Origin of the sequence: Tumidithrix elongata BACA0141 (assembly GCF_036349135.1) — a bacterium.
In the GTDB taxonomy this organism is placed as follows: domain Bacteria; phylum Cyanobacteriota; class Cyanobacteriia; order Pseudanabaenales; family Pseudanabaenaceae; genus Tumidithrix; species Tumidithrix elongata.
Genome location: NZ_JAZBJZ010000030.1, coordinates 22,302 through 49,034 on the forward strand (window position 1 = coordinate 22,302; position 26,733 = coordinate 49,034).

The following is a 26,733-nucleotide window of genomic DNA, read 5'->3' on the forward strand; positions in this document are numbered from 1 at the left end:
TGATGGTTAATGATTGATTCTATAGATTAGCAACTTATGGGGAAGGAGGCTGCAAGACAGTCTTGGAGGCAATCCGAGTTTTCTTACGGTCAGCTTCGCTCAGCTCAGTACCAGATTGCAAGCGGGTAGCATTGGTTTGAAGGACTGTGGCTGCATTTTGATCGCCCATCTGTAAAGCAGTCTTTGCCGCTGATTGTAACATTGTGGCTGCTCCCGTGCGATCGCCTTGCTGTAGTTTTGCCTCAGCCAGTTGAGTCTGACGATATTTCGCCAGCGCTAAAATTTGGGTTTGCACCTGCGGATCGATCTGGGACTTAAAGTCCTTGGTCAGGGTGGCTTCCACTAACACTGGGGCAGACATAGAGTTGACCTCCCCTTGGGCAGGATCGTCATAACGAATCTGAGCCGCCAAAATTTCGATCGCATCGGGCGCACTACCCGGCATGGCATTTGTCTGGCTGATATACAGATTGACAATCACCACCCGTTCGACATCGGTCATTAGGTCGCCAAGCCGCACCACTACAGTGTCACCTTCCATCTGGACTGGAAGCTCAATCGTGTCAGGCGCAACTTGAGCGATCGGTTTTAATTCAGCAATCCGCACGTTGGGAGCTAATTGCAAAACCAAATGGGCATTGGTGAGCCCTACGGATTGCACCCGACGTAAGAGTCGTCGAAACTGTTCCCCTGCTTCCTCTGGTGACTGAATGTAGGTGAGCGTGCCGCCGCCAGCATCGGCAATTTGCTCTAAAACATCTTGATTCCAGTTGTCCCCAAAACCTAGGGTGTGCAATGTCATGTTGTACTCGGTGGCAAGGCGTGCAAACTGAAAAGCGCGATCGTTATTGCCATGTTCGTTCTCCCCATCTGTGAGCACAAAGGCTTGACTAATTGTGCCCTCCTTGCCCTTGGTCATTTCTTGCAAGCCCAGTTTAATGCCATCGTCGATGCAGGTTCCCCCCGATGCCTTGAGCGATTGAATTTTGCCCTTGATCGCTTCAGTGCGATCGACGTTTTGATTTTCTACAACCACCGTAGCCTTGTGATCGAAGCCGATGACGCTGAGCCGATCGCTGTACACCATCTGATCGACTAGATCGCGGGCAGCTTTTTTGACGGTATCTAAAGGTCTCCCCCCCATGGAACCACTGTGATCGAGTACGAGGCAAAGATTTAATGGGGCTCCAGTGCCAATTTCCGCAGTAGCAGATACTGTAATTGCTAGTTGACGCTGACTACTGGGTTGGGAGCTGTCAAGACAGCGATCGCTCAGGCTACAAGACAGATTTACACTCATGGCAGGCTATATAAATTCACTGAAAGAATTCTCTATATAGAATACCAAGACTAATCAAGATTGTGGGATCTCTTGACCTGACAGCTCATGAATTACAACACAAACTTGACGATCGCTGCGGCAACACCATCCATTTCTACGCTGGGGGCAATCCAGTCAGCTTTTTCTTTTAAGTCATCGGGAGCATTGCCCATGACGACACCAAGCCCAGCGTATTCAATCATTTCTAAATCATTGAAATTATCACCGATCGCCATGACTTGGGTGCGATCGAGTCCCAAGATATTCTCGGCGAGATGTTTGACGGCTGTGCCTTTGTTGGCGATCGGATTGGTTGCTTCAAAAAAGGTCGCCACTGATTTGGTGAGATACAGTTCGCCCGATGCATAGCGATTTTTGAGTTTTGCCAGCATTTCGGTAATTAGATCGGCGCTATCGCTTAATGCCAAAATCTTTGTGGGCGGATTTTCGGCTGAGTTGGCGATTAAAAACTCTCGCAGATCGCCCACGGGAATAGCCTCTACTTTGGAGCGTTCGGCATAGGCAGCAGATTGGGGCGTTATTTCCTTTACATACAGCTTGTCGTTGACATAGAGATGCACGGACAGTCGATCGGTGGTAGCAAATTCGGCAAAGTCATCGATCAGGGTAAGGGCATGGGTGAGGTCTACAGGCCAGTGACCGACAACATTTTGGGTTTGCGGATCTTTAATCAGGGCACCTTGGTAAGAGATGAGGGGAAGGTCTGAAGCGATCGCTTCGTGAAAGCGCAAAGCAGAACGATACATACGTCCCGTTGCGATCCCAACTTTTACCCCTTTTGCTTGGGCAGCCTTAATCGCTTGTTTTACAGGTTCGTTGACCTGATTGGCATCACCACTGATCGTTCCGTCAATATCCACCACGATCAGTTGAATTGATTGTTTCATGACTCAGATCTAAGAGTTGTACTTTGTAGGTTTACCTGTTCTTACCTAGAACTATAGACGAACCCAAGGATTCTAAAACCTAACCACAGAAACACTTTAGGATTTTCACGGTCTCATCTCGTTCCCCTAAGGCGATCGCGTCGCAATCGGAGAGATTTACGGGCGATCTCTTTCAGAATCGCTTTCGATATCAAAAATCACCTTTTTCCAATACCATTCCTCAGGCATATTGGGATAATTTTGTTTGGCAATCTCGATCAGCCGTTGCGCCATCGCCATATTGCCCCCCACTAAACCCAAGAGTTTCTGCTGGATTTCTGGACTGGGCAAACTGGGCAGCGAAACATTGGGATTGGCGGTGGGATAATTCACAGCATAATTTCTCCGATCGCTGAGTAAATTCTCAATAATGTCGCTCGTTCTCTTTTTTAGATCTGATTCCTTCACTGCGATCGCTTGCTGTAAGGATTTGATTTGGTCGATCGCTTGCCGATAATGCTTCATATCGCCTTGGTGAAACCATTGGTTTGCCGCCTGTTGATAATCGTCGATCGCTCCTTGCAGATCGCCAAACTGATTCCGAGCCTCAGCGCGATCGCAATAGAGTTCGGGATTGTCGGGTTGGAGGCTAATCGCCCGTGAGAAGTCTTCAATTCCCTGTCGATAATCGCGAAGTTTGCATTTTGCCTCCGCCCTAGCTACATATACCTCCATGGAACGAGGATGCTCTTGCAAGAGTCGATCGAAGTCTGCGATCGCTCCCTGCGCGTCTCCCATCTCTGTCCGAATGATTCCCCTCGCGATTTTTGCTCCCAAATCTTGAGGATTGAGGAACAGGGCTTGATTGACATCTTGCAGCGCTTGCTTGTACTCGCCCAACTTACTCTGCACCACACTGCGCATACAGATGGCTTTAATGTTTTGCGAATCGAGTTGAATCATCCAATTTAAATCGAGCAACGCGCCTAGATAATCTTTGGCTTTGACCTTATTCGCTGCCTGTTGGAAAAAGTCTTCGGGTGAAGGTGGTTGGGTAGCTTGAAGTTGTTGATAACTCTCAATACAGCGACGACAACTGACTTCATCTTTTTGGGTGAGATATAAATTTGCTGCCTGTTTGTAAGCCGCGATCGCTTCGATTGGCTTCCCTGACTTTTTGTGAATCAGTCCGAGGGTTTGATAAGCGATCGCCGCTTTAGGATTCTCAGCCCCTGTAAGTTGAATAATTTGATTGACATCGGCGATCGCCCCCTCTAAATCTTGAATCGCCAACCTCGCCATACTCCGCCCCAAGTAAGCATCGAGAAATTTTGGCTGAAGTGTGAGGGCTTGGTTATAGTCGGCGATCGCACCTTGGCGATCGCCCAAGTCAAATAGGGCTAAACCCCGTCGATAATAGGCCTCAACCCATTCAGGATTAGCCTGCAAGGCACGGCTAAAGGCATGGACAGCCCCAAGATAGTCTCCTGCCGCAGCCTTCGCGATTCCCTGGTTATAGTGTTCCTGCGCCATAGTGTTTAGAGAATGAGGATATAAGCCTTCTTTACCCATTTAACCAATATCGCTCCACAATCGCCACAGATCGCTATAGAAATCCTCAATGAATTGCAATTCATTTGTGGAATTTGTAGCGCAGGCATCTTGCCTGCAAAGGCTTCCAGTCCTTACTAGGTTCGCACGCAATTTTAGAGCTGTCAGGAGCAAAAAATCATCAGGAAATATAGCTGAAACTTTGGGAATTATGGTACTTACAAAGCAGTAAAAGTACTTTTTGAGAAATTCGTACTCCTCGGTTTCAATATAACTGTTGATGGATCGTTAGGCTCATGCAAAGACGCATACTCTCAATTTTATTAGCGATCGCGATTGCGATCGGCATCGGGTTTCGGTTTACAGAAATCGACCGCAAACTATATTCGTATGACGAGGTGCATACTTCTCTGCGTTCAGCAGGCTATACCACGTTAGAAATTGCCCAAGAGATTTTTAGCGATCGCTTCTACTCTCCAAAAGACCTGCTGAAATATCAGCAGCTAAAGCCTAATAGCACGCTCTCGGATACAGTTCGGTCACTCGCGCTCGAAGATCCACAACATCCACCGCTTTATTACGCACTCTCTCGCTATTGGATGCAGTTTGTCGGCAGCGATATTGCCTCAATGCGATTGCCAGCAATTTTGTTGAGTTTGCTAGGGCTACCCTTGATGTATGGTCTTGCTATGGAGCTATTTGGCAACTCATTAGTCGCCTTACTTGCTGTCGCATTTTTGGCTCTATCGCCTTTTGATGTCCTATACTCGCAAATTGCGCGGCAATACAGTCTGTTGACGGTGATGGCGATCGCCAGTAGTTTCTGCTTATTGCGAGTGATGCGCCAAAAAACTTTGCTCAGTTGGGGTGTTTACGCAGTTACCAATGCGATCGGACTGTACACGCATCCATTTTTTAGCTTTACGATCGTCGGGCATGGAGTCTATGCGTTTTTATTGTATTTATGGAATGCACGCGACAGAAGGAGTTCTCAAGATCGCTCGTTCTTTTTGAAGTATTTGGGTTCTGTTGGAACGACCCTAATTCTCTATAGTCCTTGGATCGTAGTTTTAGTTGGTAACTATCAAAGAGCCTTAAGCGGAACTAGTTGGACAGGTAGTGAAATATCTTGGTTGATTGTCAGTAAACTCTGGATGCTCAGTTTTACTGCCTTGTTTCTAGATTTGGATGTTGGCTTTGATAATGTTTGGACATACATTTTTAGGCTTCCAATTTTTGGTGCGATTGTGGCAGGCTTATATTTGTTATATCGTCGCACTAGCCAAAAAATATGGCTATTTGTTTTAACCTCAATCTTTGTACCTTTCCTGATGTTGGTTTTACCCGATATTATTTTGGGCGGTCACCGCAGTTCCGTTAGTCGCTATCTAATCCCATGCTTTCCTGCTGTGCAGTTAGCAGTTGCTTATTTACTGGCAACAAATCTAGAAATTAGAGAACCTCAGTCCGACCAAACCCCTAAGGAACAAGTAAAAGAAGAGGTAAAATCCTTTCGCTCTCACTGGTTTTGGCGCAGTGCACTGGCTTTGCTCTTTACTTGCAGTATTGCTTCTTGTTCTGTGAGTGCCCTGTCAAATACATGGTGGAGTAATGAACCCAGCCACTTTAATGCTGAGGTTGCTGACCAAATCAATGCCATGCAACGCCCCCTCTTGCTGATTGACGAAGGGGAAGGCATAAATGTGGCTGATTTATTTTCTGTCAATTATCGACTTCAAGATAAGGTGAAACTTCAGTTACTGAGCTTCGCTCGCACGCAAAAGCCCCCAGAGCTATCGAAAACCTACTCCGATTGGCTGGTGTTTCGCCCTTCAGGTAAATTGCGCCTCTATTTTCAGGCAAAGGGACAAGAGTTAGAGGTTCTATCTGGTGCGGGAGGGCTATGGCGAGTTCCAAGAACTAAAAGCTGATGCTCAAAAGCGATCGCTTTGCTTGCTGTGCGAATTCACGAACTCGTTTAGCGATCGCTTACATAATTCTCATCTAGGAAGCCTTGAGATACTCCGTATTTACACCAGACTCTCTAGTTAGAGATATTTTACCCGTACGGGCAATTTCCCTGATGCCAAACTTTTGCAGCATTTTGACGATCGCCACCATCTTACCGGGATCGCCTACCACCTCAATTGTCAGCGAATCATCAGAAACATCCACCACGCGCGCGCGGAAAATCTGAGCGATTTCAATCACTTCCGAGCGATTGGCAGGGTTAGCATTGACTTTAATCAGCATTAGTTCGCGTTCTACGCAGGGAATTTCAGTCAGATCCCGTACGGTGATCACATTGATCAGTTTATTGAGTTGCTTGGTCAGTTGTTCGATCACGCGATCGTCTCCGGGCACTACCATCGTGATGCGAGAACAACCATTTTGTTCGGCACTGCCCACAGCTAGGCTTTCGATGTTAAAACCACGACGGGCAAATAAACTGGCAATACGGGTAAGAACTCCTGCCTCATCCTCAACGACAACTGAGAGCGTATGTTTCATGGCGCGATCGAATAAATTAGTAAAAATAAATCAGCGATCTCTAATCTTAGTGAATTAGATTGCGTAATTTTTAGCAACTTAATTAATAACCTATTAATTCTTTCAAATTATGATGTTTAAATTGGCGGCGATCGCCTCAAACAACTATTTATTTGTGAATTGCTGGACGAAATCTATGATCGAAGCAAAATTTTGGTGGGTAGCAGCGATTATGTTAGGCGTGCAGACGGCGATCTCTGCCCCAGTGCTTGCCGACCCCATCGATCGGCTTTTGACCACCCGTTCTTGCCCTGAGTGCAATCTCAGTAATGCCAACCTCGATAGTGCCGCACTCAATGGCGCTAACCTCAGCCAATCCAATCTCAGAGCGGCGAATCTCAGTAATGCCAATCTGATCGGTGGCAATCTGAATGGAGCCTATCTACAAAATGCCAACCTATACAATGCCAACCTTAGAGGTGCTAACTTCACCAACGCAGATTTGAGTGATGTCGATCTAACCAAGGCAGATTTGACCAATGCTAGATTGACAGATGCCGTAACCAAGGGGACTAATCTCCGCAATGCCAAGCTCTGCCGCACGATCATGCCAGACAATTCGATTAACAATCAAAACTGCCGCACGCAGGGAGATTAGCAGACATTTTGAGGATGCTGAGCCGTGACGGTTATTTCTGCTATTTCTGCTTCATGACGACGAGAGTAATATCGTCATACACTCTTTGTTCGCCAATATGCGATCGCACGTCTTGAATCACTGCCTGCCGAATTTCAGCGGATGTTTTCTGAATATTTTGGCTGATGATTTCACACAATCGATCTAACCCATACTGCTCTTGCCTCATGTTATCGGCTTCCGTAATACCGTCTGTGTAGAGTACGACCACATCACCTGCGTTGAGTTGGACGTGAGCGCGATCGATGAAACCTGCAATGTCCGCCTCAAGCCCAATGGGAAAGCCTAAATCGATCGTGTCCAATCTTTCCACAGTTCCATTGGCACGCACAATAATCATTTCTTCATGTTGTCCGCTCAGAGTGAGTTTGCCATCATGATAGTCCAGCAGAGCCAGAGATAGGTTTTTGTCGGAATTCATGCGTTGAACGTTGTCGTAGATCGTGCGATTGAGCGTATTGAGAAATTTCACAGGATCGGTTTCATTGTGAATCAATAGCGTTCGTACTGCTGTTTGCACCATAATCATGATCGCACTGCTTTCCAACCCGTGTCCTGTGACATCCCCAATTCCAATTTTGACGCGATCGCCAACCATCAAAACATCGTAGTAGTCTCCACCGACTTCAGTGGCTGGTTCCATAAATCCAGCAATATCTAAATTTTTGATTTTTTTGAGTTCCTCTTCTCTAGGTAAGAGCATCTGTTGCAGTTCGTGGCTAATTCCCAACTCCGAACTCATGCGAAGGTTGTCAACCTTGAGCCTTTCGTTGAGGAGATTGATTTCTAGACTGGCAGATACCAGAGCCGTGGCAATGCGATTAAAAGATTCAACCACCTGTCCTAGTTCATCTTGTGTATCTAGCGTAATATTTTGGATCTCCTCATCGGCAGCGCCACTGGTCATGCGTTTGGCAACAACATCAAGGTCTTGCACGGTCTTCATGACAGCCAGATAAAACGCGATAAACAGATAGACAACTACCAATAGGGTAATGAGAACAAAAATGGAGCCGAATAGCTGCCTTTGTCGAAATCCATCGATCCGTCGTTGCAAGAGGAAATCTAATTCATCAACGATTTGATCCCAGAGCGCAAAGCTTTGGTCGAAGTTTGTCTTTACTAAAACAGATGTGGAAGCAAATAGCTGGGTATTGGGCTCGGTTAATTCATCTAATACATCTGAAAGCTGTTGCGAGTTGTCAAGGAAAAGTTTTAGAGGTCTCGATAATTTAGCACGAAGATTACTGGCAGGATTATTCGTAAAGGCGGTATTGAGATTTCTGGATAGGTCGCTGGCTTGTTCTTTCAACAGTCCAGATAATTCGATCAGTCGCCCTCTTTCCTCTGGCGTGATTTGCCTGCGATCGCCAATTTTTAGACTCATCAGTTTAACTTCTGCCAAAGCTTTCTGCATAGTTGGAAGTTTGAGTAAACTGCTATCCATGAGGTAGTAGGTATCTAGATCGGGATCGAGGATCAAATTGGATGTGTCACCCACATGCGCCCTTAATTTTTCGATGCGATCGCTGAGTTGGCGATATACTTCCCGATTTTTGGGGTTGTCTTGGCGATGCAGATTTTGCCATGACTGCTCGAGGAGCTTGAATTTTTCGGTAGATCGTAATTTTTCGTCTAGGTTGCGATCGCGATTCGCCAAGTCTTGAAGCAAGCGATCGTCTATCGGGTCAGAGCTGCGAATCTGGCTTACGGGTTGATTAGAGAGTGCGTACTGCCATAGTTTGCTAAGGGGGCGGAGATATTGACTGCCATAGAGTTCCTGTTGGGCGAAATCGATCCGACTGTTAATTTCTGAAAGCAAAAGATACATCGCCAAGATCAGCGGCATGGCAAACACGAGGCTAATCAGCGCAAATTTCTGCGGATATTTCAGGCGATTCATCAAGGCGATCGCAGGCCGAAACAATGGTAAGTTCAAGTCTGACCCCAGATAAACTTCTAGTATCCTAGGATATCTTGTTGCAAGGGCATGAGATCGTATCAACAATCAAAACTGCCGCATGTAGGAAGATTAACGCTGTGCATCATTAATTTGTCTTCAATTCGCTTTGTAATTCTGCCTCAATCTCTTCGATCGAGGGAAGGCTAGAAGCCAGTTCCTTAGGCAAAGCACGAGTAATTTGCGTTTCCCAATCCGCTACCCCAATCGGTTTATTGAAATCGCGTAAGGCGTATTCCACTACCAGTTGACTTTTAGAGCGGCAAAGCAAAAGCCCGATTGTTGGCTTATCATCAGGGTGACGCAAAAGATCGTCAACAGCAGAAAGATAAAGATTGAGCGTGCCAACAAAAGCTGGGTCAAAGGGAACGACTTTAAGTTCAACGACCACATAGCAGCGCAGTTTTAGATGATAAAACAGCAAATCGATGTAAAAGTCGCTGTCACCAACCTCCAGATGAACCTGACGACCAACAAAGGCAAAGCCATTCCCCAATTCCAGTAAAAATTTTTGAATGTGATCGACCAACGCTTGCTCTACCTCCCGTTCGCGACGAGGATCGGCAGTGCCCAAAAAATCGAACAGGTAAGGATCTTTAAAAACCTGTGTTGCCATATCTGAGTCAGCAGGCGGTAGTGTAGCAGTGAAATTATTGACTGCTTTCCCCTGACGCTCATAGGACTGGTTACTGATTTGCAAGGCAAGAATATTGCGGCTCCAGCCATGAAGAATTGACTGGCTCATATACCAGTCTTGCTGTCTAGGCATTTTGACCCGTTGCATCAAAAGAATGATGTGTCCCCAAGGTAATTGTGAAACAAGCTGTTTCACTTTTTCGCTGTCTGGGTAATTTTCAGCAAAGGCACGCATAAAGAGAAGATTGCGCGGAGAAAACCCCTGCATATCGGGAAACGCATCCCGCAGGTCGTAGGATAAGCGATCGATGACCTTAGCACCCCAACCTTCCTGTTTTTGGCGGCGTAAGATCGACTGCCCAATCTCCCAGTAAAGCATGACTAATGCTGAATTAGCAGACATCACCACCCGTAGGCGAGAACTACTAACTTTAGTTTTAATTTCTAGAAAAAGTTCGGCATATTGTTCTGGCAGTTCCAATTTGCTAGGTGCGATGGGCAATGAAGCCCCTTCTCGTTTATTCCCACGGGTTAAGCGTTCTTTTTTCATTGCCAGATCGCCTCTGTTAAAATCCTTTTCAGTTTATCGCGTAATTGTAGTGGACCGACAGGGCTAATGGTGGGCAAATTCCCTATGGTTTTACACACTATTTTAGGCTTGTCTTACCAGTAGTGGATTGAATGCACCGAGAAATCTGTGGGGAAGGTATTGCTTGGTGTAGACAGAAGCCTCACGTAGGGAGATTTAGATCTCACACAACGTTTGGCAGAGGATGTAGACCTGTTTAAAACCAAAATGCTTACGTTTACGAAATAGCCGATCGCATTACTCATTTTTAGTGAATTAAATATCCACTTTAAAGACTTTCTCTAAACGATAAGTTTCGCTTTTTGCAGCTTCCATTAATTTTTCCCAATCATCTGGAGGATTCCCACTATCAAGCATTTTCTTGAAAACTCGATAAGCATCTGTATTGCTTTCGTAGGCTCGCTTAGAGTTCTCATCGTTGACCCAGACGAAAACAATGATTTTGCTCTCTAGATGATATCTAAAAAACAGTCGATATTGCTGAAAGAACTTCGCTCTAAACCAGTGCTTGTAGTCATCTCCAAGTGTAGTTCCTTGCCGATATTCACTTCGGGTTGGATCTTGAGGAATCACTTCAAATGTTAGCTTTGCGATCGCGGCCAGACGCTTTGTGGCATTTTTCTTCCTGTAATCTTGAGGATACTTCTGACGTAAATTCTCAACTTGGGTTATGAGTGCTTCCAATTGATTCAGAAAGAGAGCATGAGCGAATATGCTCCATCCGTTAATGACTAGCGGCTGATTCACAGACAAGACTATTCATCCTCATCCAAGAGTTGGGCATCAAGATCGACTTCCAGCCCAGCAACCAAAGACTGAACGCGGCTGGCTAAATCGGCACTAACTGCTTGTAAGCGATCGGGATTATTTGCGATATCTTTTGTCAGAAAGTTTAGAAACTTTCCAAGCAGAGGATCGCTCTGTCCGACACGAGAAATTACGACGCGACCGTCATTTTGGATCGTGTAGCAGATTTTATCGCGCTTACTCAAGCCAAGAGCCTTACGAACAGGTTCGGGAACTGTGGTTTGATAGCGATCGGTCAAGGTAGATTCTGAGCAAGGGGATAGTATTTCAGCCATAGCGACCTCCAAAATTTGGCAGCTAAACTTTAAAACAAAGGTAATGCAAATGCATTGTCTTGTCAAGATTGATCGGCAAATTACCATGAAGGTGTATTACTCTTCACGATCTTTTTAGACGCTTTTTACAAATGGCTATTGGCAGCGTTTGACTTCTCCGTCGGGCATGATTGCCCCGCATAAGCTGGTCTGATTGAGCAAAACTCCCTCTAAATTTGCCCCGCGTAAATTTGCGCCATTCAGGGTAGCAGCTCGCAAATTGGTTCCTGATAGATCGGCTCCTGACAGATCGGCTTTGAGCAAATTAGCACCGACTAAATCAGCTCCGCTCAGATTTGCGCCTCTCAGATTAGCTTCAGTTAATCTTGCGCCTCTCAGTCTTGCTAGCTTTAGGTTTGCGCCTGCCAAATCCGCACCAGCGAGATTGCGATTTTCAGCACCGACATTGACAATTTCCCAGACAATGCGCCACTTGCGATCGAGCACGGTCTCCAGATTGATTTTGCTCTCTCTCAGATTGGCTAGGCGCAGGTCGGCTCCCTCTAGATTGGCGTTATAGAGTTGGGCCCCGCCTAGATTGGCTTCGACCATGGTGGCGTTTCTCAGGTCGGCATAACGCAGGTTGGCAGTGGTTAAATTGGCGCGGGTGAGATTGCTCCGCCGCAGGTTGATAATAAACAGATAGCCTTGCGATAGATCTGCCTCTTCGAGATTTGCTCCTTCGAGACTGGCTTTTTCCAGATTTGCGCCAGACAGGTCGGCTTTGACAAGGCTTTGACCTTCTAGCCGTTGGTTCGCCACCTTCCAGACTAGGAGCCATTTGGGATCGAAAGCCGTATCGCCGTCAATTTTGCTATGCCTCAGATCGGTGTGGAAGAGATTTGCTCCTGCGAGGCTGGTTCCTTCTAGATTGGCGCTTTCTAGCGTCGCTCCTGATAAATTCGTTGACTCTAGGTTAGCTCTGGTTAAAATGGCATGCTTAAAGCGCGCGTTACTCAGATCGGACTTTTGTAGATCGGCTAATCGCAAATTCGCTCCATCGAGATTTGCCCCATCGAGTTTGGCGTTGCTGATGTTGGTTTGCTCCAAATTGGCATTCCGTAACACAGTTTGACTGAGGTTTGCCCGTTCCAGATTGACTAATTTCAAATTGGCTCGAAAGAAGTTCGCACCTGCTAGCTTGGTTTCTAGCATATTGGCACCGATTAGTTTTGCCCCTGAAAGCAGAGCCTCTCTGAGGTCAGCTCCGATCATATTTGCTGCGGTTAGGTTTGCCCCTTCTAGCTTTGCTGCCTTTAGATCGGCATATCTGAGGTCGGCTTCTCTTAAATTTGCACTGTTGAGTTCGGCTCCCCCCAGTCGGGCATTGGGCAGATCGCATTCGGCACAGGCGCGGGTTTTGATCAGTTGATCGACATGGCTTTGGTTGTAAGCCAAGACTGCTGTGGGATGCACGCTAAGGGCACAGAGTAAGGCGATCGCTACCCCCGCCCAACCCTTTTTCTGTCCTTCGCGGCGATCCGCCATTTTAGAATCGCAGGGCGCTAACCAATCTTCTGTTTGCATAAGGTTGAATCTAGTCCTGTGTCGATACATAAATGGTAATGCAATTCATTTCTTAATTTCGCCGAGGTGGCAACTCAGAAGGAGAAAGGGAATCGCTTCTAGGACGACCCGATGGATCGCTAGGCACGAGCGGAGAATCAATTTCAGGGACAGGGGGGATCGGTGGTGCGGTCTTCGCATCCGCTGAGGGTGGAACTTGGAGAGGGGCGATCGTCTGGACGACAAAGGATCGCACCACCTTCTCGCCATCTGCACCCGTTACCTGTAACACATAGTTCTCAGATGCGGTTTGAGGGCTAAGGGTAATCGCTGCCTGACCTACGGGTGGTACTGTACCTGGCGCGGGTAGCAGTTCGACCTTCATGGCAGCGGATCCTTCCACTTTCCAACTAATCGTCAAGATTGTAGGAATATCAGGCGTAACGTTAAAGGAATATTGGGGTAATGCTTCCTGTCCGTTGACCTTGAGTTCCAAAATTTGCGAAGATAAGGGTGCAATCTTAATCGTGTCTGTTTTCTTTGCTTCTGGAGGAGCTTTAGGATCTTGGGGTATCTGTCTGGAAATTGTAGTTAGCTCAAACACATAGCTTCCGGGTTTGAGGGCATCGGTAGGCACGCTTTGACAGACAAGTTGGTCTTGGGCAACTTTGCAAAGCAGTTGCAAGTTCTTAGGAATACCTCGGCTAAAGTCATAGGTTACGGGGGGGCTGTTGACTTCACCCTCAGGCGATCGCCCTACGATCGTCACGCCTTTAAGCTGTCTAAAATTATCGATCTTCCAATTCAACTGAATCAGTCCATTGGGAAGTGGCGGGTTTTTAGGGTCAGCTTTCGGATCGTTTGGGATTAGCACAACACTATTCGGTAAGGATGTCGTGGTATTTTGTGAAGATGTGGAACTAGTGGAAGTTACCGTGCTTGTGGAGGATTCCTTTGCTGTGTTGGGATTTGCGTTGGGGTTGGAACTCGTTCCCTTTGTAGGTGGTTTGAGTTCGGCATAGAGGGGGCGAGTCGAAGTGAATTCAGCAATTTTAGGAGAAGGAATTGGCTCAATCAAAACCGTACTGGTTTTGAGCGTAGCGACGGGAACACCTTTGGCATCTTTAGGTACCAACTTTAGCTCAAACACATAACTACCCGCTTTATGGGCGTCTGTCGGTACATTCTGGCAAATCAGGACTTGCTCGATCGTACAATTTTTCTTTAATTCGGCGGGAATGCCCTGACTAAAGTTGTAAGTGACAGGAGCGCTAATGATTTTGCCATCGGGTGACATGCCCGCGATCGCAACTTCTTGCAAACGGTTGGGATTGGTAATACGCCATCTCAGACGCACCGCTTCCCCTTCGACTTCACGATAGGAATTTGCTTCGGAGGCAAACTCCACAACCTGCGGACTGGCAGGCGGACGAAAGAAGAACCACCAAATTAAGAAGACAATAAAACCAATGGTTCCCAAAATACTCAGAAGCAGCAAGAGGAACTGCCACCAAGGACGGGATTCCATAATTAAATTCCCGGGATAGCGGTTATTCAGTAATGGAAAGCCTTCTTTATCCTCTAGCTCCACCATAAAGGGAAGATAACGATCTACAAAAAAGCGAGGCTTACATTTCTGGGTGGGCTGTACTTGAAGGCTAACTCTCACACCTCCTTTCGGTAAGATCTTCACCGACTCAGGTGCAAACACGTAGGTACATAGATCGACTTGATCGGTACTTCTTGCCTGAAATGTGACTTCACGAATCAAGTTACTACGGTTGTGGAGACGCACATCATAAAGCGCTGGTTGGCGTTTGACACGACCCAGCAACGTCAGCAACTCAACGTCAATCTGGTAAGTCGGCAATACCTCTATGTAAATCACATCCAAAAGCATCAACTCTGGACTATTCGATGAATGTAGGCGAATGGTAGGAGCGTAAACCCCAGCCCAAGTGTCGATCGGAGGTTTGATGGTCAGTCGAATATCGCCGCGATCGCCCGGATTAAGCTGCAACCCATCGGCGGCGTTAATAATACCCAAGGAAGGTAGACCTTCGGGATAATGGATCGTCAGCCATTTTGTATCGAGTTCTGGGCAAGACACCCGAAAGCGATCGACGCGATCGGAGCGATTTAAAACCGTGACCGTGACTTGGAAAGGTTCGTTGGGTTGGAGGGGGTGGGGAGCATCTGAACTGGTGCGAGGCAGCAGTCTAAAGGTAGGATCGTTGATCTTAACGACTTCCTGTACGGATGCTGTGACCGTAACTCTTCCCAAATGCTGAATGGGAGTGTCTTCGGGATAATGCTGAGGCGCATCAATAATCAGCAGATAATTATAGGTATTAGGCGTTGCCTCAGGTGGAATCTGAATCAAGAACACAACTTCACTACTCTGCCCATAGCTCAGAGCAAGACGTTCAAATGGCGATCCACACCATTGACGCAAAAGACCAGAGACTTCATCAAGGTAAACATCAATGATCGCACTCTGGTTTCCTTGATTGGTAATCGTCACGCAAAGTTCAAACTCAGACCCTGGCGTAACCACGATTTCGCCAGAAGGGTTAATAATCGTAGAGAGAGGCTTACCGGGAGTGAGTGCTTGAGAGTCACTCATAGAGTTTGCTTGGCGCTTTGCTGCTAACTTAATCGAGTAACGCGTCTCGCCTAAAATTCGAGTTTCTTGCAAAAAGCCCTGCACTACGAGCGCTTCAAGTTCAGCCCGAACCAAGTTTTCATCTTCATCAATTTGGCTAGCAATTTCAGAGATGCCGCATTCCTTGCGGCGAATAATCCAATTGACAATCTGTTGCTGCCTAGTTGGTAACGTCAGAATATCAACCATGCTGACACCAGCACTAGTGTCTGTTGCCACTTTTGGGTTGGTCTCCGTAGAATAGCTCTGATCTCCTCTCATGAATTAATTCACCCCTTTAGATTAGATCCGATCGTTACCAACACCTGTTTACGAGAAAGAGATCTTTGCACAAGCTTCTGTTTGACAAAACAATTAATTGTCTGGTAATTGGCTGATAAAAGCCGAAGCATGGTCAAAAAGGGAAAAATCTGTAAGGATGACACAACAGATTTTGGGGAGTCTATTCTGTTGACATTTAGACTGAGATTTAGTTGCAATCATGAATCTTATAGATATTTCAATACAATATGATGGCTAAAGGTACGATGGCTAAAAGTTTTATTCATTGTTCAGTAAAAGCACATTTTCTCAAACAGTTGATTTACATAAAATGCCTACTGAATAACATTACAAAATAGTAAAAGTTAGGATGCCCCAGTAAGCTTGTGTTGATGCTTACCTAGACTAGGATAATATTAAGCTTACACAGGAAGCAATAGCTAGCGATCCCTAAGCAGCCATAGGGAACTTAAGTCACGTGCCAAAGGCAATCCAAGTTCGTTTAAATAAAATTCTGAAGCCTGAAGTCCTCGCTTTACTGGATTGTATGGCGGGGGATACAACTGCGATCGCCATTCAAGACCTTGATGGCGAGATTCTATATGGGGAGGTTCGTCAGATCTCTGGGGAAAAATTTCCGATTGGCTGGAAGGCGCAAGTTGTGGGTTGGGCGATCGCTGAGCGTCATGCAGATACCATTGCTAAGTGGCTTTCCGCGATGTACAGATCGGAATTGGAAAAGAAAACTATTACGAATGAGGCTTTAGAAAGATCTAAAGAGATCAACTGTCTATATCACATTGCCGAAGGCTTAATCAGTTGTAAAGGAATCCAAGATATCGCCCAATTAACCGTACAAGCGGCTAAACGCGTTTTAGAGTTTAGTAGTGCTTCGATCATGGTCAATCGCGATCGCGATCGAAACGACCTAGAACTAGTAGCAGGATTTGGCACGGCTGGCAACTATACCCCTGGGACGATTATCGATCTAAAGAATGGGATTGCGGCTTCTGTAATCGAGCAACGCAGAGGTGAAGTAATTAACAACGCGATCGCTGACCCCAGATTTATTAAGGGGGCGTATCCCATCTATTCCATGATCTGCGTACCTTTATTCGGAAAAGAGCGAATCATTGGGGTAATCAATATTAGTAACGATCTCCCGATTCGCTATAGTGCTAGCGATCTCAAGCTTTTAAAAACAATTGCATCTCAAGTCACGCCAGCCATAGACAATCTACTTACCTATGAAAATGAGATGCGCCAAGCTCAAGAACGGGAACACAAATTGCAACAACAGTTGATAGAATTACGGCTTGAGATTGATGAAGTAAATCGAGTGCAGCAGGTAGCCGAAATTACGGAAACTGAGCAGTTTAGGCTTTTGCTCAAAAAAGCAGAAGAGCACCGACAGAGACGCAATAGACATCGTGAGTTATCCGATCAGTAGGTTATGTCAAAAATTATTTCAGTGCATTCGTTTCGAGGTGGAACTGGGAAGTCCAATGCTACGGCTAACTTAGCCGTAGCAATCGCCTGTCAAGGCAAACGGGTGGGCATTATCGATACCGATATTCAATCCCCAGGAATTCACGTTTTATTTGGATTAGATCTCGATCGCATTGAGTTTACGTTAAATAGTTATCTATGGGGCAACTGTTCTATCGACAAAGCCGCCTACGATGTCAGCCCTAAGGAGGTTCAAGCACAGAACGGCTGTGTTTTTTTCGTTCCGTCAAGCATCAAAATGGCTGACATTTCCAAGATTTTACGGGAGGGGTTTAGTGTTGAGATTTTGCAAGATGGCTTTGAAGCGCTGATCGATCGCTTAGGGTTAGATTATCTATTTATTGACACCCATCCTGGACTGAATGAGGAAACCCTCCTATCGATCACGATGTCTGATATTTTGGTGCTGCTCATGCGTCCCGATCAACAAGACTTTCAAGGCACAGCCGTAACCATTGATGTAGCCCGTAAGCTCGGTGTATCGCAGATGCTGGTAGTGATCAATCGCATGTTACCCAGCTTCGACCAAGAAATGCTAAAAGCCAGAATCAAAACAACATACCAAGTCCCTGTGGCGGGTGTATTACCCAACAGCGAAGATATGATGCTGCTCGCCAGTAATGGCTTATTCTTGCTCCTCCACCCCAATCATCCGCTTAGTCTGGAATATCAAGCGATCGCAAATCTCATTACTGCCTAGGAATAGCATACCGAAGAAATCATGATGCGAGTGTTAACATAACTGAGTAGCTATTTTCTGATTTCACAAGAGCCTGATTTTGCTTTTATAAGAGCTTGCGGCACTCGGAACGCTTATCTTGCATGACTTCCCCACAGCGATCGCCACTCCTAGATATATTCTTTGCGATACTGCTAATCGTGGCTTTGGCACTTCTAAGTTTACCGCTCCAAGTTCTGGCGTATCCATCTTCTCTCATTTTACAGGACGCTCAAGATCGATATCCCTTAGGCCCATATTTAGAGATTTTAGAAGATAAATCGGCGCAATGGACAATTGATGCGGTGAACCAACCACCACTGTCACAACAGTTTGTCCGCAACCAAACTGAACGGCCTTCCTATGGATTTACCCATTCCGCCTACTGGGTGCGGTTACATCTTCGCAATCAAGCATCACCAAGGACAGCATGGCGATTGGAAATAGGCTATCCTTTAATCGATCGCATTGCACTGTACCTGCCTGACGAACGCACTCAACAGCCTCAAAATGTCGCAGCATCAGATCGAAAGCCCCAAAAATGGATTGTTAAATATGCAGGGGACTCCTATCCCTTCGCAATTCGAGAGGTAGACGATCGCCTCTCTGTTTTTAAACTCCCTCTCGTCCCCCAAGCCGAACAAACGATTTTCCTGCGTTTTGAAACGACCAGCAGTTTGCCGCTTCACCTTACACTTTGGTCGTTAGAGGCTTTTGCCCAACATCGCTATCACCAACAATTTCTCTTGGGAGGGTTTTACGGCATTCTCTTAGTGATGAGTGGTTATAATCTCATTCTTTTCTTGGTACTCAAAGAACGCAGCTATTTTTACTACGTCCTGTTTGTTTTAAGTGGTGGTACTTGGGTTGCTACCACTGATGGGTTTGGGTTGCAATATCTTTGGCCAGAGCAGATCTGGTGGAACAATGTTGCAATTATTATTCTGGCAGCGATCGCCGCGATCGCTGTGCTCAATTTCATGAATGAATTTTTACAGACCAAGATTTACAGTCCCCGACTTCGCAGAATCATTTTGAGCGTGAATTTCCTATGGCTATGTATCATAGCGGCAGCAGTGTTTGGCAGTTATCGACCTGTTGCTCAAATGGCTGTAGCTTTGCTGGCAATTAGCTGCACAATCGGTATGACCGTTGGCGTGCAATCTTGGCAAAGAGGCTATCGACCCGCTCGCTATTATCTCATCGGTTATTCGCTCGTGCTGATTGGTGCATTTGCCTATTGTTTAACCCTATTTAATCTCATTCCCAGCAACTTCTTTACAGATGAGAGCCTGCGCTTAGGACTGGTGTTTATGGTGTTTATGCTTTCCCTTGCTCTTGGCGATCGCATCAATCTTTTGAAGCAAGAAAAGGTGGAAGCCCAAGTAGAAGTCATGCGCGAACAACAAGAGGCTCTGCGGCTCAAGGATGAATGGTCTGCTACATTACAGAAAGCGAAAGATGAATTGGAACAGCGCGTAGCAGAGCGCACCAAGGATCTAAAACAGGCAAAAGAAACAGCAGATCTTGCCAATCGCACCAAGAGCGAATTTCTTGCCAATATGAGTCATGAACTGCGAACCCCTTTAAATGCCATTCTTGGGTTTTCTCAAATCATGGGAGGAGACAGTTCGCTTACAGCCGAACAGTTAGAAAATCTCAGTATCATTCGTCGTAGTGGCGATCATTTGTTGGAATTGATTAACGACATCTTAGATATGTCTAAGATCGAGGCTGGCTATATTAGTTTCAACCAAAATAGCTTCGATCTATACAAATTCTTAAATAGTTTGGAAGAGATATTTGCTTTACGAGCAAGCTCTAAAAAACTACAGTTCATGTTTGAGTATTCTCCTAACCTACCTCAATTTATTCAAACAGATGAAGGGAAGTTACGTCAGATCTTGATTAATTTGTTGGGGAATGCCATTAAATTTACCAACTATGGCAGTATAACGTTGCGGGTATCGGCAACTTCAGATGGGTTCCAAGATCCCACTGCGATCGCAGTTCATTTTGAGATCGAAGATACGGGGGTGGGGATCTCTGCGGATGAACTGGACCTTTTATTTCAACCCTTTGTACAAACTGCATCTGGTAAGCAATCTCAGCAAGGAACGGGGCTAGGATTGCCGATTAGCCAAAAATTTATTCAGCTATTGGGTGGAGAAGTTAAGGTTCGCAGTGCGATCGGGCAAGGAACGACATTTCAGTTTTGGATCCAAGCATGCTTGGGATCTCCTATAGACCAGGAAAATCAGGCACCACGCCAACGAGCGATCGCGCTGGCTCCCGATTTACCTATCTACCGCATTCTGGTTGTCGATGATGTCTGGGAAAACCGCCAGCTAATCCTGAAAACACTTTCTCCCATTGGCTTTGAACTCAAAGAAGCAGAGAATGGGGAAGTAGCAGTTGCCCTCTGGGAAAGTTGGAAACCCCATTTAATTTGGATGGATATGCGGATGCCCATTCTGGATGGTTATGAAGCTACAAGCAAGATCCGAGAGAGAGAACGTCTGTTAGCAGAAAAGGAATCAATGGTATCCAATTCCAAATTCTCAAAGACCGTGATTATTGCTCTAACTGCCAGTGCTTTTGAAGAAAAGCGATCGCTGGTTCTAGCAGCAGGTTGTGATGATTACGTGCGTAAACCCGTTCAGCAAGAGACGGTGTTTGCAAAGATTGCCGAACACCTTGGCGTACGATATCTTTATGCCGATAGTTCCAGTTCACTAGAGCGAGAAATAACGAACAAAAAAATAACCAATAAAGAAAAGGATAATCAGGCTGTCCGTCATTCCTTGAGGATTTTGCTGGCTGAAGACAACATCGTCAATCAGAAAGTAGCCATAAAAATGCTAAAGAACTTGGGCTATACAGCCGATCTTGCCAATAATGGCTTGGAAGTACTAGAGATTCTCAATCGGCAAGACTATGACGTCATTTTCATGGATATGCAAATGCCTGAGATGGATGGGCTAGAGGCAACCATCAAAATTCGAGAGATGGAGAGGGATCGGAAAGTCATGGAGACAAAGAGCAAAGACCCCTGCCCCTTTACCCCAATTAAAATTATTGCAATGACAGCAAATTCTCTGACGGAAAACTTCGATATTTGCATTGCGGCGGGTATGGACGATTTTATTGCCAAACCCGTTCGCCTAGAAGCCCTGAAATCAATTTTAGAATCTATATAGCCTCAGTTCGGGATAAGAAAAGCTGAAACCCTTTATCTGAGCTATTGATGCCGTAAATGCCAAATTCTCTCCCAAAAATCCCATTTATCCAGCAAATCAGGGCAGGCACGCACCATCCGCTGCCCCTACGAATTGTGGTAGGGGCGATGCCCCTGTGCTCGCCCAGAACGCTTGTACGCTCCTCAATACCTTATCCCGAATTCACGGTATATAAGAAACCCCAAGAAGCGATCGCTGCTTGAACTACTTCACCAATTCCATTAAAGACTCAGCCGCCGCTAGACCTGATTGATAGGCAGCTTCCACATTTGAGCCAGCGCACCAGTCTCCCGCGCAAACCAGAGGCAATGGAATGGAAGTGGATAGACAAGCAGCACCTAAGACTTCTTCGGCGATCGCATAGCGCCACCGATGTACCTGCCACCATTCGGGACTACTTAACCACTTTGTTAAAAGTTTGCCTACTCGGTTTAAGATCGGCTTACCAGCCAATTCTAAGTCTGACTCCTCCATAGAATGTTTGGCAAACTCCGCCGTACTTTGAAACACAAACACAGGTTGGATGGCTTTGTCAGGGTGCTTACTGCTATCTAAACCAATCCAACTCAAAATAGGGTCGTTCAGGCATTTAATCGCCTGCCATTCTGGAAGCACCGTATTCCCGGGCGTATAGCCCGCCATGATCGTGATACTGGGAGAGAATTTCACCGATCGTACCGCCTGTTGAAAGTTCGGTGCAGGGGCAAGCACAGATTCAAATAGGGGTAAGAACTGTGGCGCAGGCATGGTTGCGACCACCGCTGTTGCTTCTAAGAGTTCCCGTTGGTCGGTGATCAGTTGCCACTTCCCAGCATCACAGTTGACCGCAACAATACGGGTGTTAAAAATTATTTTTTGGTCGTTGGCAAGGTGCTCGTTGGCTAAATATTTCGGGATCGCGGTCATCCCCGCAGGACAGCAATAGCGGGGATACATCTCATCGGCAGTTGGAGGTCGCAGCCCATTTTCTGTGAGGTAATGAAAATTTCGCGTCCATTTTTGGACGATGCCTTTTTCTTCCAGCTTGTTAATAAATCGCTCGAAGCCATCATTCCTCACGGTGATGTACTGTGCCCCATGATCGACCCAAGTTCCTTGCAGCCGTCGCGTTGCCATGCGTCCGCCTACACCAGCCGATTTTTCAACTATGGTGACCTTAAATCCAGCGTGGCGAAGTTGCCGAGCGCAGGTCAAACCTGCCAAACCCGCACCAATAATCATCACGTCTTTCATAGTTGAACCACTGAGTTAAGCCAATAACATAAACGAAACCTAATAGCACAAACAATGCTTTCAAATCTATTACAGCGTATCACCAATCGAATTTCCATCATGATACGCAGCGAACAAGACCGCACAGGTTTTACCCCAAGCGATCGCCCCGCTGGCATCCAGACAAATTGCACCAAAGTCCCGATCGCGCGATCGGGCTTCGTCAAAAGATTTTTCGACGGCTTGCTGGAGGCTTAGACCATCCGTCACCCTAACCACGATCCGAGTTGCTAGCCCCTCATCTATAATATCTTCGCCTACTCCCGTGCAACTTACACCAGCCATTTGTGTGGCATAGTTGCCCGCCGCCGTTGCAGAGTCGCTGACGCGTCCGATGCGTTCAAACCCGCGTCCTCCTGTCGATGTGCCCGCACAAAGCCGACCAGAGCGATCGAGCGCCACTGCGCCAATCGTTCCCATCGCCACCTCAGCCATTTTGCGGCTAAAGTTGGTCTTGCGTTCTTCGATCCATTCTTGCAAGCGTTGATCGGTGAGCGGATTAAAAATCGGCACGGCAAGTTCGCGGGCTAGCTCGGCTGCACCATAGTCTGAGAGAACGCGATCGTCACTGGTTTGTAACGCTTGAGCCAGCTCGATCGGGTTTTTGACCCGCGAGATATTAATGACGCCACTAAAGCTTTGGCGATCGCCATCCATCAGCGAGGCACTCATGCGAATCTGCCCATCAGATTGCAACACCGAGCCTGTCCCTGCGTTAAAGCGGGGATCGTCTTCTAACAGTTGGCAGGCTTTGACGACCGCAGCGATCGCACTTTCACCCTGTAACAATAAAGGATAGACGGCGGCGATCACGGCATGAAGAGACTGGCGTACAGGCTCTAGTCCACCCTTACTTTCGAGCGAGCTACCTGCCCCACCATGAATAATTAACTTAGGCTGCATATTTTAGCGATATATCTTGAAATTACTGAGACTGAGATCTGACAGTTATTGGAAATTAGTTCAAAACTGACAACTATCAACTGTCAACTAATAAACCCTACAACTCCCCAAACCCTTTCTTCTTTTTCTTTTTCTTTCCATAGGGCAACCCACTAGGACTAGTATTCCCCTGATTACCCATCCCCGGCATGCCTGGAAAGCCACCCATCCCGGGCATATTGGGCATTTTCCCTTGACCCATTTGCTGCATCAGCGTCCGCATTTTCTGGAAGTCAGCCACCAACTTGGTGACATCTTGGTTGGTATAACCCGAGCCCTTGGCAATTCTCTGCTTTCGCCCTGGGCTTTTGCCGATCAGGTCGGGATCTTGGCGCTCTTGCTTGGTCATGGAGCTAATCATGGCTTCGCAGCGTTTTAGCTGAACTTCTGCCTGCTGCAACTGCGCGTCGTTGACTTTCATGCCGGGTAACATTTTGAGCAGTCCGCCAAATGACCCCATGCTTTTCATCATGCGGGTATTTTTGAGGAAGTCATCAAAGTCAAACTTAGCCGAGAGAATTTTTTCTTGGAGTTTCTCAGCATCGGCAAGATTAATTTCTTCCTGCGCTTTTTCAACGAGGGTGAGCACATCGCCCATACCCAAGATCCGAGAAGCCATACGTTCGGGGTAAAACGGCTGTAACGCCTCAACTTTTTCACCTACCCCAATAAACTTGATTGGCTGTCCTGAGATCTGGCGCACTGAAAGCGCCGCACCACCCCGGGTATCGCCATCCATCTTGGTGAGAATTGCCCCAGTGATCCCGATTTGCTCGTGAAACGTGCGGGTGAGATTGGCGGCTTCTTGACCCGTCATCGCATCGACGACCAGCAAAACCTCATTCGGCTGGATCTCCTGCTTAATTCTTGCCAACTCTGCCATCATGTTTTGGTCGATCTGTAAGCGTCCCGCCGTATCGACAATCACGGTGTTAATCCCTTGCGCTCTTGCCTGTGCCACCCCTTGACGGGCAATCTCGACGGGATCGGCATCGCTGCCCAGCTCAAAGACAGGAATATCGATTTGTTTGCCCAGGGTTACGAGCTGATCGATCGCCGCAGGTCGATAGACGTCAGTTGCTACCAGTAAGGCACTGCGATCGAGTTTGCGTAGGTGCAATGCCAGTTTTGCTGAGGCGGTGGTTTTACCCGTCCCCTGTAAACCCGCCATCAAAATAATTGTCGGTGTAGGCTCTACTTCGGCGAGGGGTTGGTTTGCCTCACCCATCAGTTTCACTAACTCGTCGTAGACCACTTTGATGAACTGCTGATCGGGGCGGACGCCTGCCACCACCTCTGTGCCTAAAGCTTTCTTAGAGATCTGCTCGACGACTTCTTTGACTACTTGCAGGTTTACATCCGCTTCTAATAAGGCTCGGCGCACCTCCCGAATTGCACTCTGGATGTTGGAATCACTAATTTTGTCCTGACCGCGTAACTTTTTCCACGCAGCCTCAAATTTCTCGGTAATTTCGTCGAACATAGTAGTTTTTCGTGCCTTCTAATCAGTGAGTCGTTGTCAGTTATTCAGTAAGCAGTTATCAGTGGTGTCCCAAAAGCTTAATGCTGATTGCTCATTTTACCAATTCCCCATCACCGATTACCTGTTCCTTAGTTTTAATGCGTTGTCCTTCTCGCCCTTACGGCAGACCCTATAAATATTAAGTAAGATTAAGATGGTGGCATAACAAATATTAAGTCAAAAACTCTATGAAAGCATTTGTCGCAGGTGCAACAGGCGGGACGGGTCGCTGCATTGTTGCCGAATTAGTCAAGCGCAATATTCCCGTGCGGGCATTGGTCAGAGATTTAGAAGCTGCCAAGAAAATTTTGCCAGCCGAAGTCGAGTTGGTGGTTGGTGATGTCTTACAGAAAGAAACGCTTGTGAATGCGATCGCTGACTGTACGGTTTTACTCTCAGCGACAGGTGCAAAGCCTAGCCTCGATCCCTTTGCGCCCTATATGGTGGACTACGAAGGCACAAAAAACTTAGTCAATGCTGCCAAAGCCAAGGGCATCGAACAATTTGTGATGGTGTCATCCCTCTGCACTTCCTTAGTCTTGCATCCCTTAAACTTATTTTGGTTGGTTCTATTTTGGAAAAAACAAGCCGAGGAATTTCTGCAAGTGAGCGGTCTGCCCTATACAATCGTGCGTCCGGGGGGACTCAAGTACGAAGATAACGATGATGTCGTGATTATGAAGCCAGCTGACACCCTATTTGAAGGCAGTATTCCTCGCCCTAAGGTAGCGAAAGTCTGTGTGGATGCTTTATTTCAGGCTACCGCTCGCAACAAAATTGTAGAGGTAATTGCGAAGGCTGGAATTGCAGTGCCGACCACCGAGCAATCTACTGACATCGCAGAGTTATTTGCCAATCTTGCCTAAAAAAATCCCAATCGAATCGTGCGTGACTCCAGATTGAACTCTAGGATTGCCCAAAGTTCAATCTCTTTCATTCTTCATTCAGGACAAACTAACAAGGCGATCGCAGGGAGCGCATAGTTACATACCTATAATTAGTGTAATGAGATCCTAGGGGTATGTGAGGTACAGATGAGTTACATCATGGTTGACGTGGAGTCTGATGGGCCAATTCCAGGGGACTACTCAATGATTTGTTTTGGCGCGATCGTGGTAGAGCCGTCACTGAGTAGAACGTTTTATGCCCAACTCAAACCAATTTCAGCACAATGGATTCCAGAAGCTCTCAAAATTAGTGGGTTTAGCCGCGAAGAAACCCTAACATTTGCAGAACCTCAAACGGCAATGGAAAAGTTTGCCGATTGGATTGAAGCGGAAAGCTCAGGAAGACCCCTCTTTATCTCAGACAACAATGGATTTGACTGGCAGTTTATCAATTGGTACTTCCATCATTTTTGTGGGAAGAACCCATTTGGCTATTCATCGTCGAATCTTGGTTCGCTTTATAAAGGTCTGGTTAAAGATACCTTTGTTAACTTTAAGCATTTGCGAAAAACTGCCCATACTCACCATCCTGTCGATGATGTGCGGGGTAATGCGGAGGCACTTTTACAACTCAAAGAGAAGTATGGGCTCAAAATTAGTTTGGGGTAATTTGTAAGCAAGGGTCTAGCACATTCTTCACTCCCTAAATTCCTTGAACTTTAAAGAAGCCAAAAGTTCCGTAGGGCTAGGGCTGAGCCCTATTAAAACAGCCTAGATATAGGGATTTTCAGGCTTCCATGTAGCACCAGTAAGTTATAATAGAGTTACTTCTGAAATATACAAACGGGATTCTCAATCTGGCTTTGCCTAAAGCAGAAGAAGAAAAAACAAAGTCGTTATCAAGCGTTAGAGAGTGTTTGAGAAGTTAAGCAAGACGTTTTAGGAGGATTTGAATCATCC

21 protein-coding genes are annotated in these 26,733 nt (G+C 46.5%); 8 read left to right on the forward strand and 13 right to left on the reverse strand.

The window, feature by feature from the left end; genetic code table 11:
* Nucleotides 1-34: 34 nt before the first annotated feature.
* The 3 genes from V2H45_RS09640 to V2H45_RS09650 form a co-directional block, all read right to left on the reverse strand.
* Nucleotides 35-1,300, reverse strand: a complete 1,266-nt coding sequence (locus V2H45_RS09640) for a vWA domain-containing protein (protein ID WP_330483425.1) — start codon at nucleotides 1,298-1,300, stop codon at nucleotides 35-37.
* A gap of 92 nt (nucleotides 1,301-1,392) precedes the next feature.
* Entirely contained in the window at nucleotides 1,393-2,229 is an 837-nt protein-coding gene (locus V2H45_RS09645) for a Cof-type HAD-IIB family hydrolase (RefSeq protein ID WP_330483426.1), read from the reverse strand.
* 156 nt (nucleotides 2,230-2,385) lie between these two features.
* Nucleotides 2,386-3,741 (reverse strand): tetratricopeptide repeat protein, encoded by a 1,356-nt coding sequence (locus V2H45_RS09650; RefSeq protein WP_330483427.1) that lies wholly within the window; start codon nucleotides 3,739-3,741, stop codon nucleotides 2,386-2,388.
* Between the two features lie 314 nt (nucleotides 3,742-4,055).
* Here V2H45_RS09650 and V2H45_RS09655 point away from each other — a divergent pair, with 314 nt between their 5' ends.
* Nucleotides 4,056-5,690 (forward strand): glycosyltransferase family 39 protein, encoded by a 1,635-nt coding sequence (locus V2H45_RS09655; RefSeq protein WP_330483428.1) that lies wholly within the window; start codon nucleotides 4,056-4,058, stop codon nucleotides 5,688-5,690.
* A 73-nt stretch (nucleotides 5,691-5,763) separates the two neighbouring features.
* On the opposite strand, the gene ilvN is transcribed toward V2H45_RS09655, so the two are convergent.
* Complete coding sequence (gene ilvN / locus V2H45_RS09660; protein ID WP_330483429.1) at nucleotides 5,764-6,270, reverse strand: acetolactate synthase small subunit; 507 nt, start codon at nucleotides 6,268-6,270, stop codon at nucleotides 5,764-5,766.
* A gap of 109 nt (nucleotides 6,271-6,379) precedes the next feature.
* Between ilvN and V2H45_RS09665 the strand changes: the two genes are divergently transcribed.
* Entirely contained in the window at nucleotides 6,380-6,907 is a 528-nt protein-coding gene (locus V2H45_RS09665) for a pentapeptide repeat-containing protein (RefSeq protein WP_330483430.1), read from the forward strand.
* 40 nt (nucleotides 6,908-6,947) lie between these two features.
* Here V2H45_RS09665 and V2H45_RS09670 read toward each other — a convergent pair whose 3' ends face one another.
* The 6 genes from V2H45_RS09670 to V2H45_RS09695 all read right to left on the reverse strand — a co-directional run bounded on the left by V2H45_RS09670 (nucleotide 6,948) and on the right by V2H45_RS09695 (nucleotide 15,684).
* Complete coding sequence (locus V2H45_RS09670) at nucleotides 6,948-8,849, reverse strand: PP2C family protein-serine/threonine phosphatase (protein ID WP_408648762.1); 1,902 nt, start codon at nucleotides 8,847-8,849, stop codon at nucleotides 6,948-6,950.
* Between the two features lie 145 nt (nucleotides 8,850-8,994).
* A complete protein-coding gene (locus tag V2H45_RS09675) occupies nucleotides 8,995-10,092 on the reverse strand; it encodes a PDDEXK nuclease domain-containing protein (RefSeq protein WP_330483432.1) in 1,098 nt (365 codons plus the stop codon).
* A 294-nt stretch (nucleotides 10,093-10,386) separates the two neighbouring features.
* A complete protein-coding gene (locus V2H45_RS09680) occupies nucleotides 10,387-10,884 on the reverse strand; it encodes a type II toxin-antitoxin system YhaV family toxin (RefSeq protein WP_408648761.1) in 498 nt (165 codons plus the stop codon).
* Between the two features lie 2 nt (nucleotides 10,885-10,886).
* Nucleotides 10,887-11,213, reverse strand: coding sequence for a type II toxin-antitoxin system PrlF family antitoxin (locus V2H45_RS09685; RefSeq protein WP_330483434.1), 327 nt, complete (start codon nucleotides 11,211-11,213; stop codon nucleotides 10,887-10,889).
* Nucleotides 11,214-11,348: 135 nt separating this feature from the next.
* Nucleotides 11,349-12,779 carry a pentapeptide repeat-containing protein gene (locus V2H45_RS09690; RefSeq protein ID WP_330483435.1) on the reverse strand — a complete coding sequence of 477 codons (1,431 nt, stop codon included), beginning with the start codon at nucleotides 12,777-12,779 and terminating at the stop codon, nucleotides 11,349-11,351.
* A 52-nt stretch (nucleotides 12,780-12,831) separates the two neighbouring features.
* A complete protein-coding gene (locus V2H45_RS09695; RefSeq protein WP_330483436.1) occupies nucleotides 12,832-15,684 on the reverse strand; it encodes a COG1470 family protein in 2,853 nt (950 codons plus the stop codon).
* A 478-nt stretch (nucleotides 15,685-16,162) separates the two neighbouring features.
* On the opposite strand from V2H45_RS09695, the gene V2H45_RS09700 reads away from it, so the two are divergent.
* From V2H45_RS09700 to V2H45_RS09715, 4 genes are all read left to right on the forward strand, one after another.
* Nucleotides 16,163-17,134 carry a GAF domain-containing protein gene (locus V2H45_RS09700; RefSeq protein WP_330483437.1) on the forward strand — a complete coding sequence of 324 codons (972 nt, stop codon included), beginning with the start codon at nucleotides 16,163-16,165 and terminating at the stop codon, nucleotides 17,132-17,134.
* A gap of 3 nt (nucleotides 17,135-17,137) precedes the next feature.
* Nucleotides 17,138-17,893 (forward strand): MinD/ParA family ATP-binding protein, encoded by a 756-nt coding sequence (locus V2H45_RS09705; RefSeq protein ID WP_330483438.1) that lies wholly within the window; start codon nucleotides 17,138-17,140, stop codon nucleotides 17,891-17,893.
* A 122-nt stretch (nucleotides 17,894-18,015) separates the two neighbouring features.
* Nucleotides 18,016-21,111: a 7TM diverse intracellular signaling domain-containing protein gene (locus V2H45_RS09710; protein ID WP_330483439.1), complete on the forward strand. Its 3,096-nt coding sequence runs from the start codon at nucleotides 18,016-18,018 to the stop codon at nucleotides 21,109-21,111.
* A 56-nt stretch (nucleotides 21,112-21,167) separates the two neighbouring features.
* Complete coding sequence (locus tag V2H45_RS09715) at nucleotides 21,168-21,353, forward strand: hypothetical protein (protein WP_330483440.1); 186 nt, start codon at nucleotides 21,168-21,170, stop codon at nucleotides 21,351-21,353.
* A gap of 1 nt (nucleotide 21,354) precedes the next feature.
* Here V2H45_RS09715 and V2H45_RS09720 read toward each other — a convergent pair whose 3' ends face one another.
* From V2H45_RS09720 to ffh, 3 genes are all read right to left on the reverse strand, one after another.
* Nucleotides 21,355-22,383, reverse strand: a complete 1,029-nt coding sequence (locus tag V2H45_RS09720; protein WP_330483441.1) for an NAD(P)/FAD-dependent oxidoreductase — start codon at nucleotides 22,381-22,383, stop codon at nucleotides 21,355-21,357.
* Nucleotides 22,384-22,452: 69 nt separating this feature from the next.
* Nucleotides 22,453-23,325: an isoaspartyl peptidase/L-asparaginase gene (locus V2H45_RS09725; protein ID WP_330483442.1), complete on the reverse strand. Its 873-nt coding sequence runs from the start codon at nucleotides 23,323-23,325 to the stop codon at nucleotides 22,453-22,455.
* 97 nt (nucleotides 23,326-23,422) lie between these two features.
* Entirely contained in the window at nucleotides 23,423-24,847 is a 1,425-nt protein-coding gene (gene ffh, locus V2H45_RS09730) for a signal recognition particle protein (protein WP_330483443.1), read from the reverse strand.
* Between the two features lie 227 nt (nucleotides 24,848-25,074).
* Between ffh and V2H45_RS09735 the strand changes: the two genes are divergently transcribed.
* Entirely contained in the window at nucleotides 25,075-25,752 is a 678-nt protein-coding gene (locus tag V2H45_RS09735; RefSeq protein WP_330483444.1) for an SDR family oxidoreductase, read from the forward strand.
* Nucleotides 25,753-25,920: 168 nt separating this feature from the next.
* The gene (locus V2H45_RS09740) at nucleotides 25,921-26,442 is read left to right on the forward strand and encodes an exonuclease domain-containing protein (RefSeq protein WP_330483445.1); all 522 of its coding nucleotides are present in this window, start codon (nucleotides 25,921-25,923) and stop codon (nucleotides 26,440-26,442) included.
* The last annotated feature ends 291 nt before the right edge of the window (nucleotides 26,443-26,733 follow it).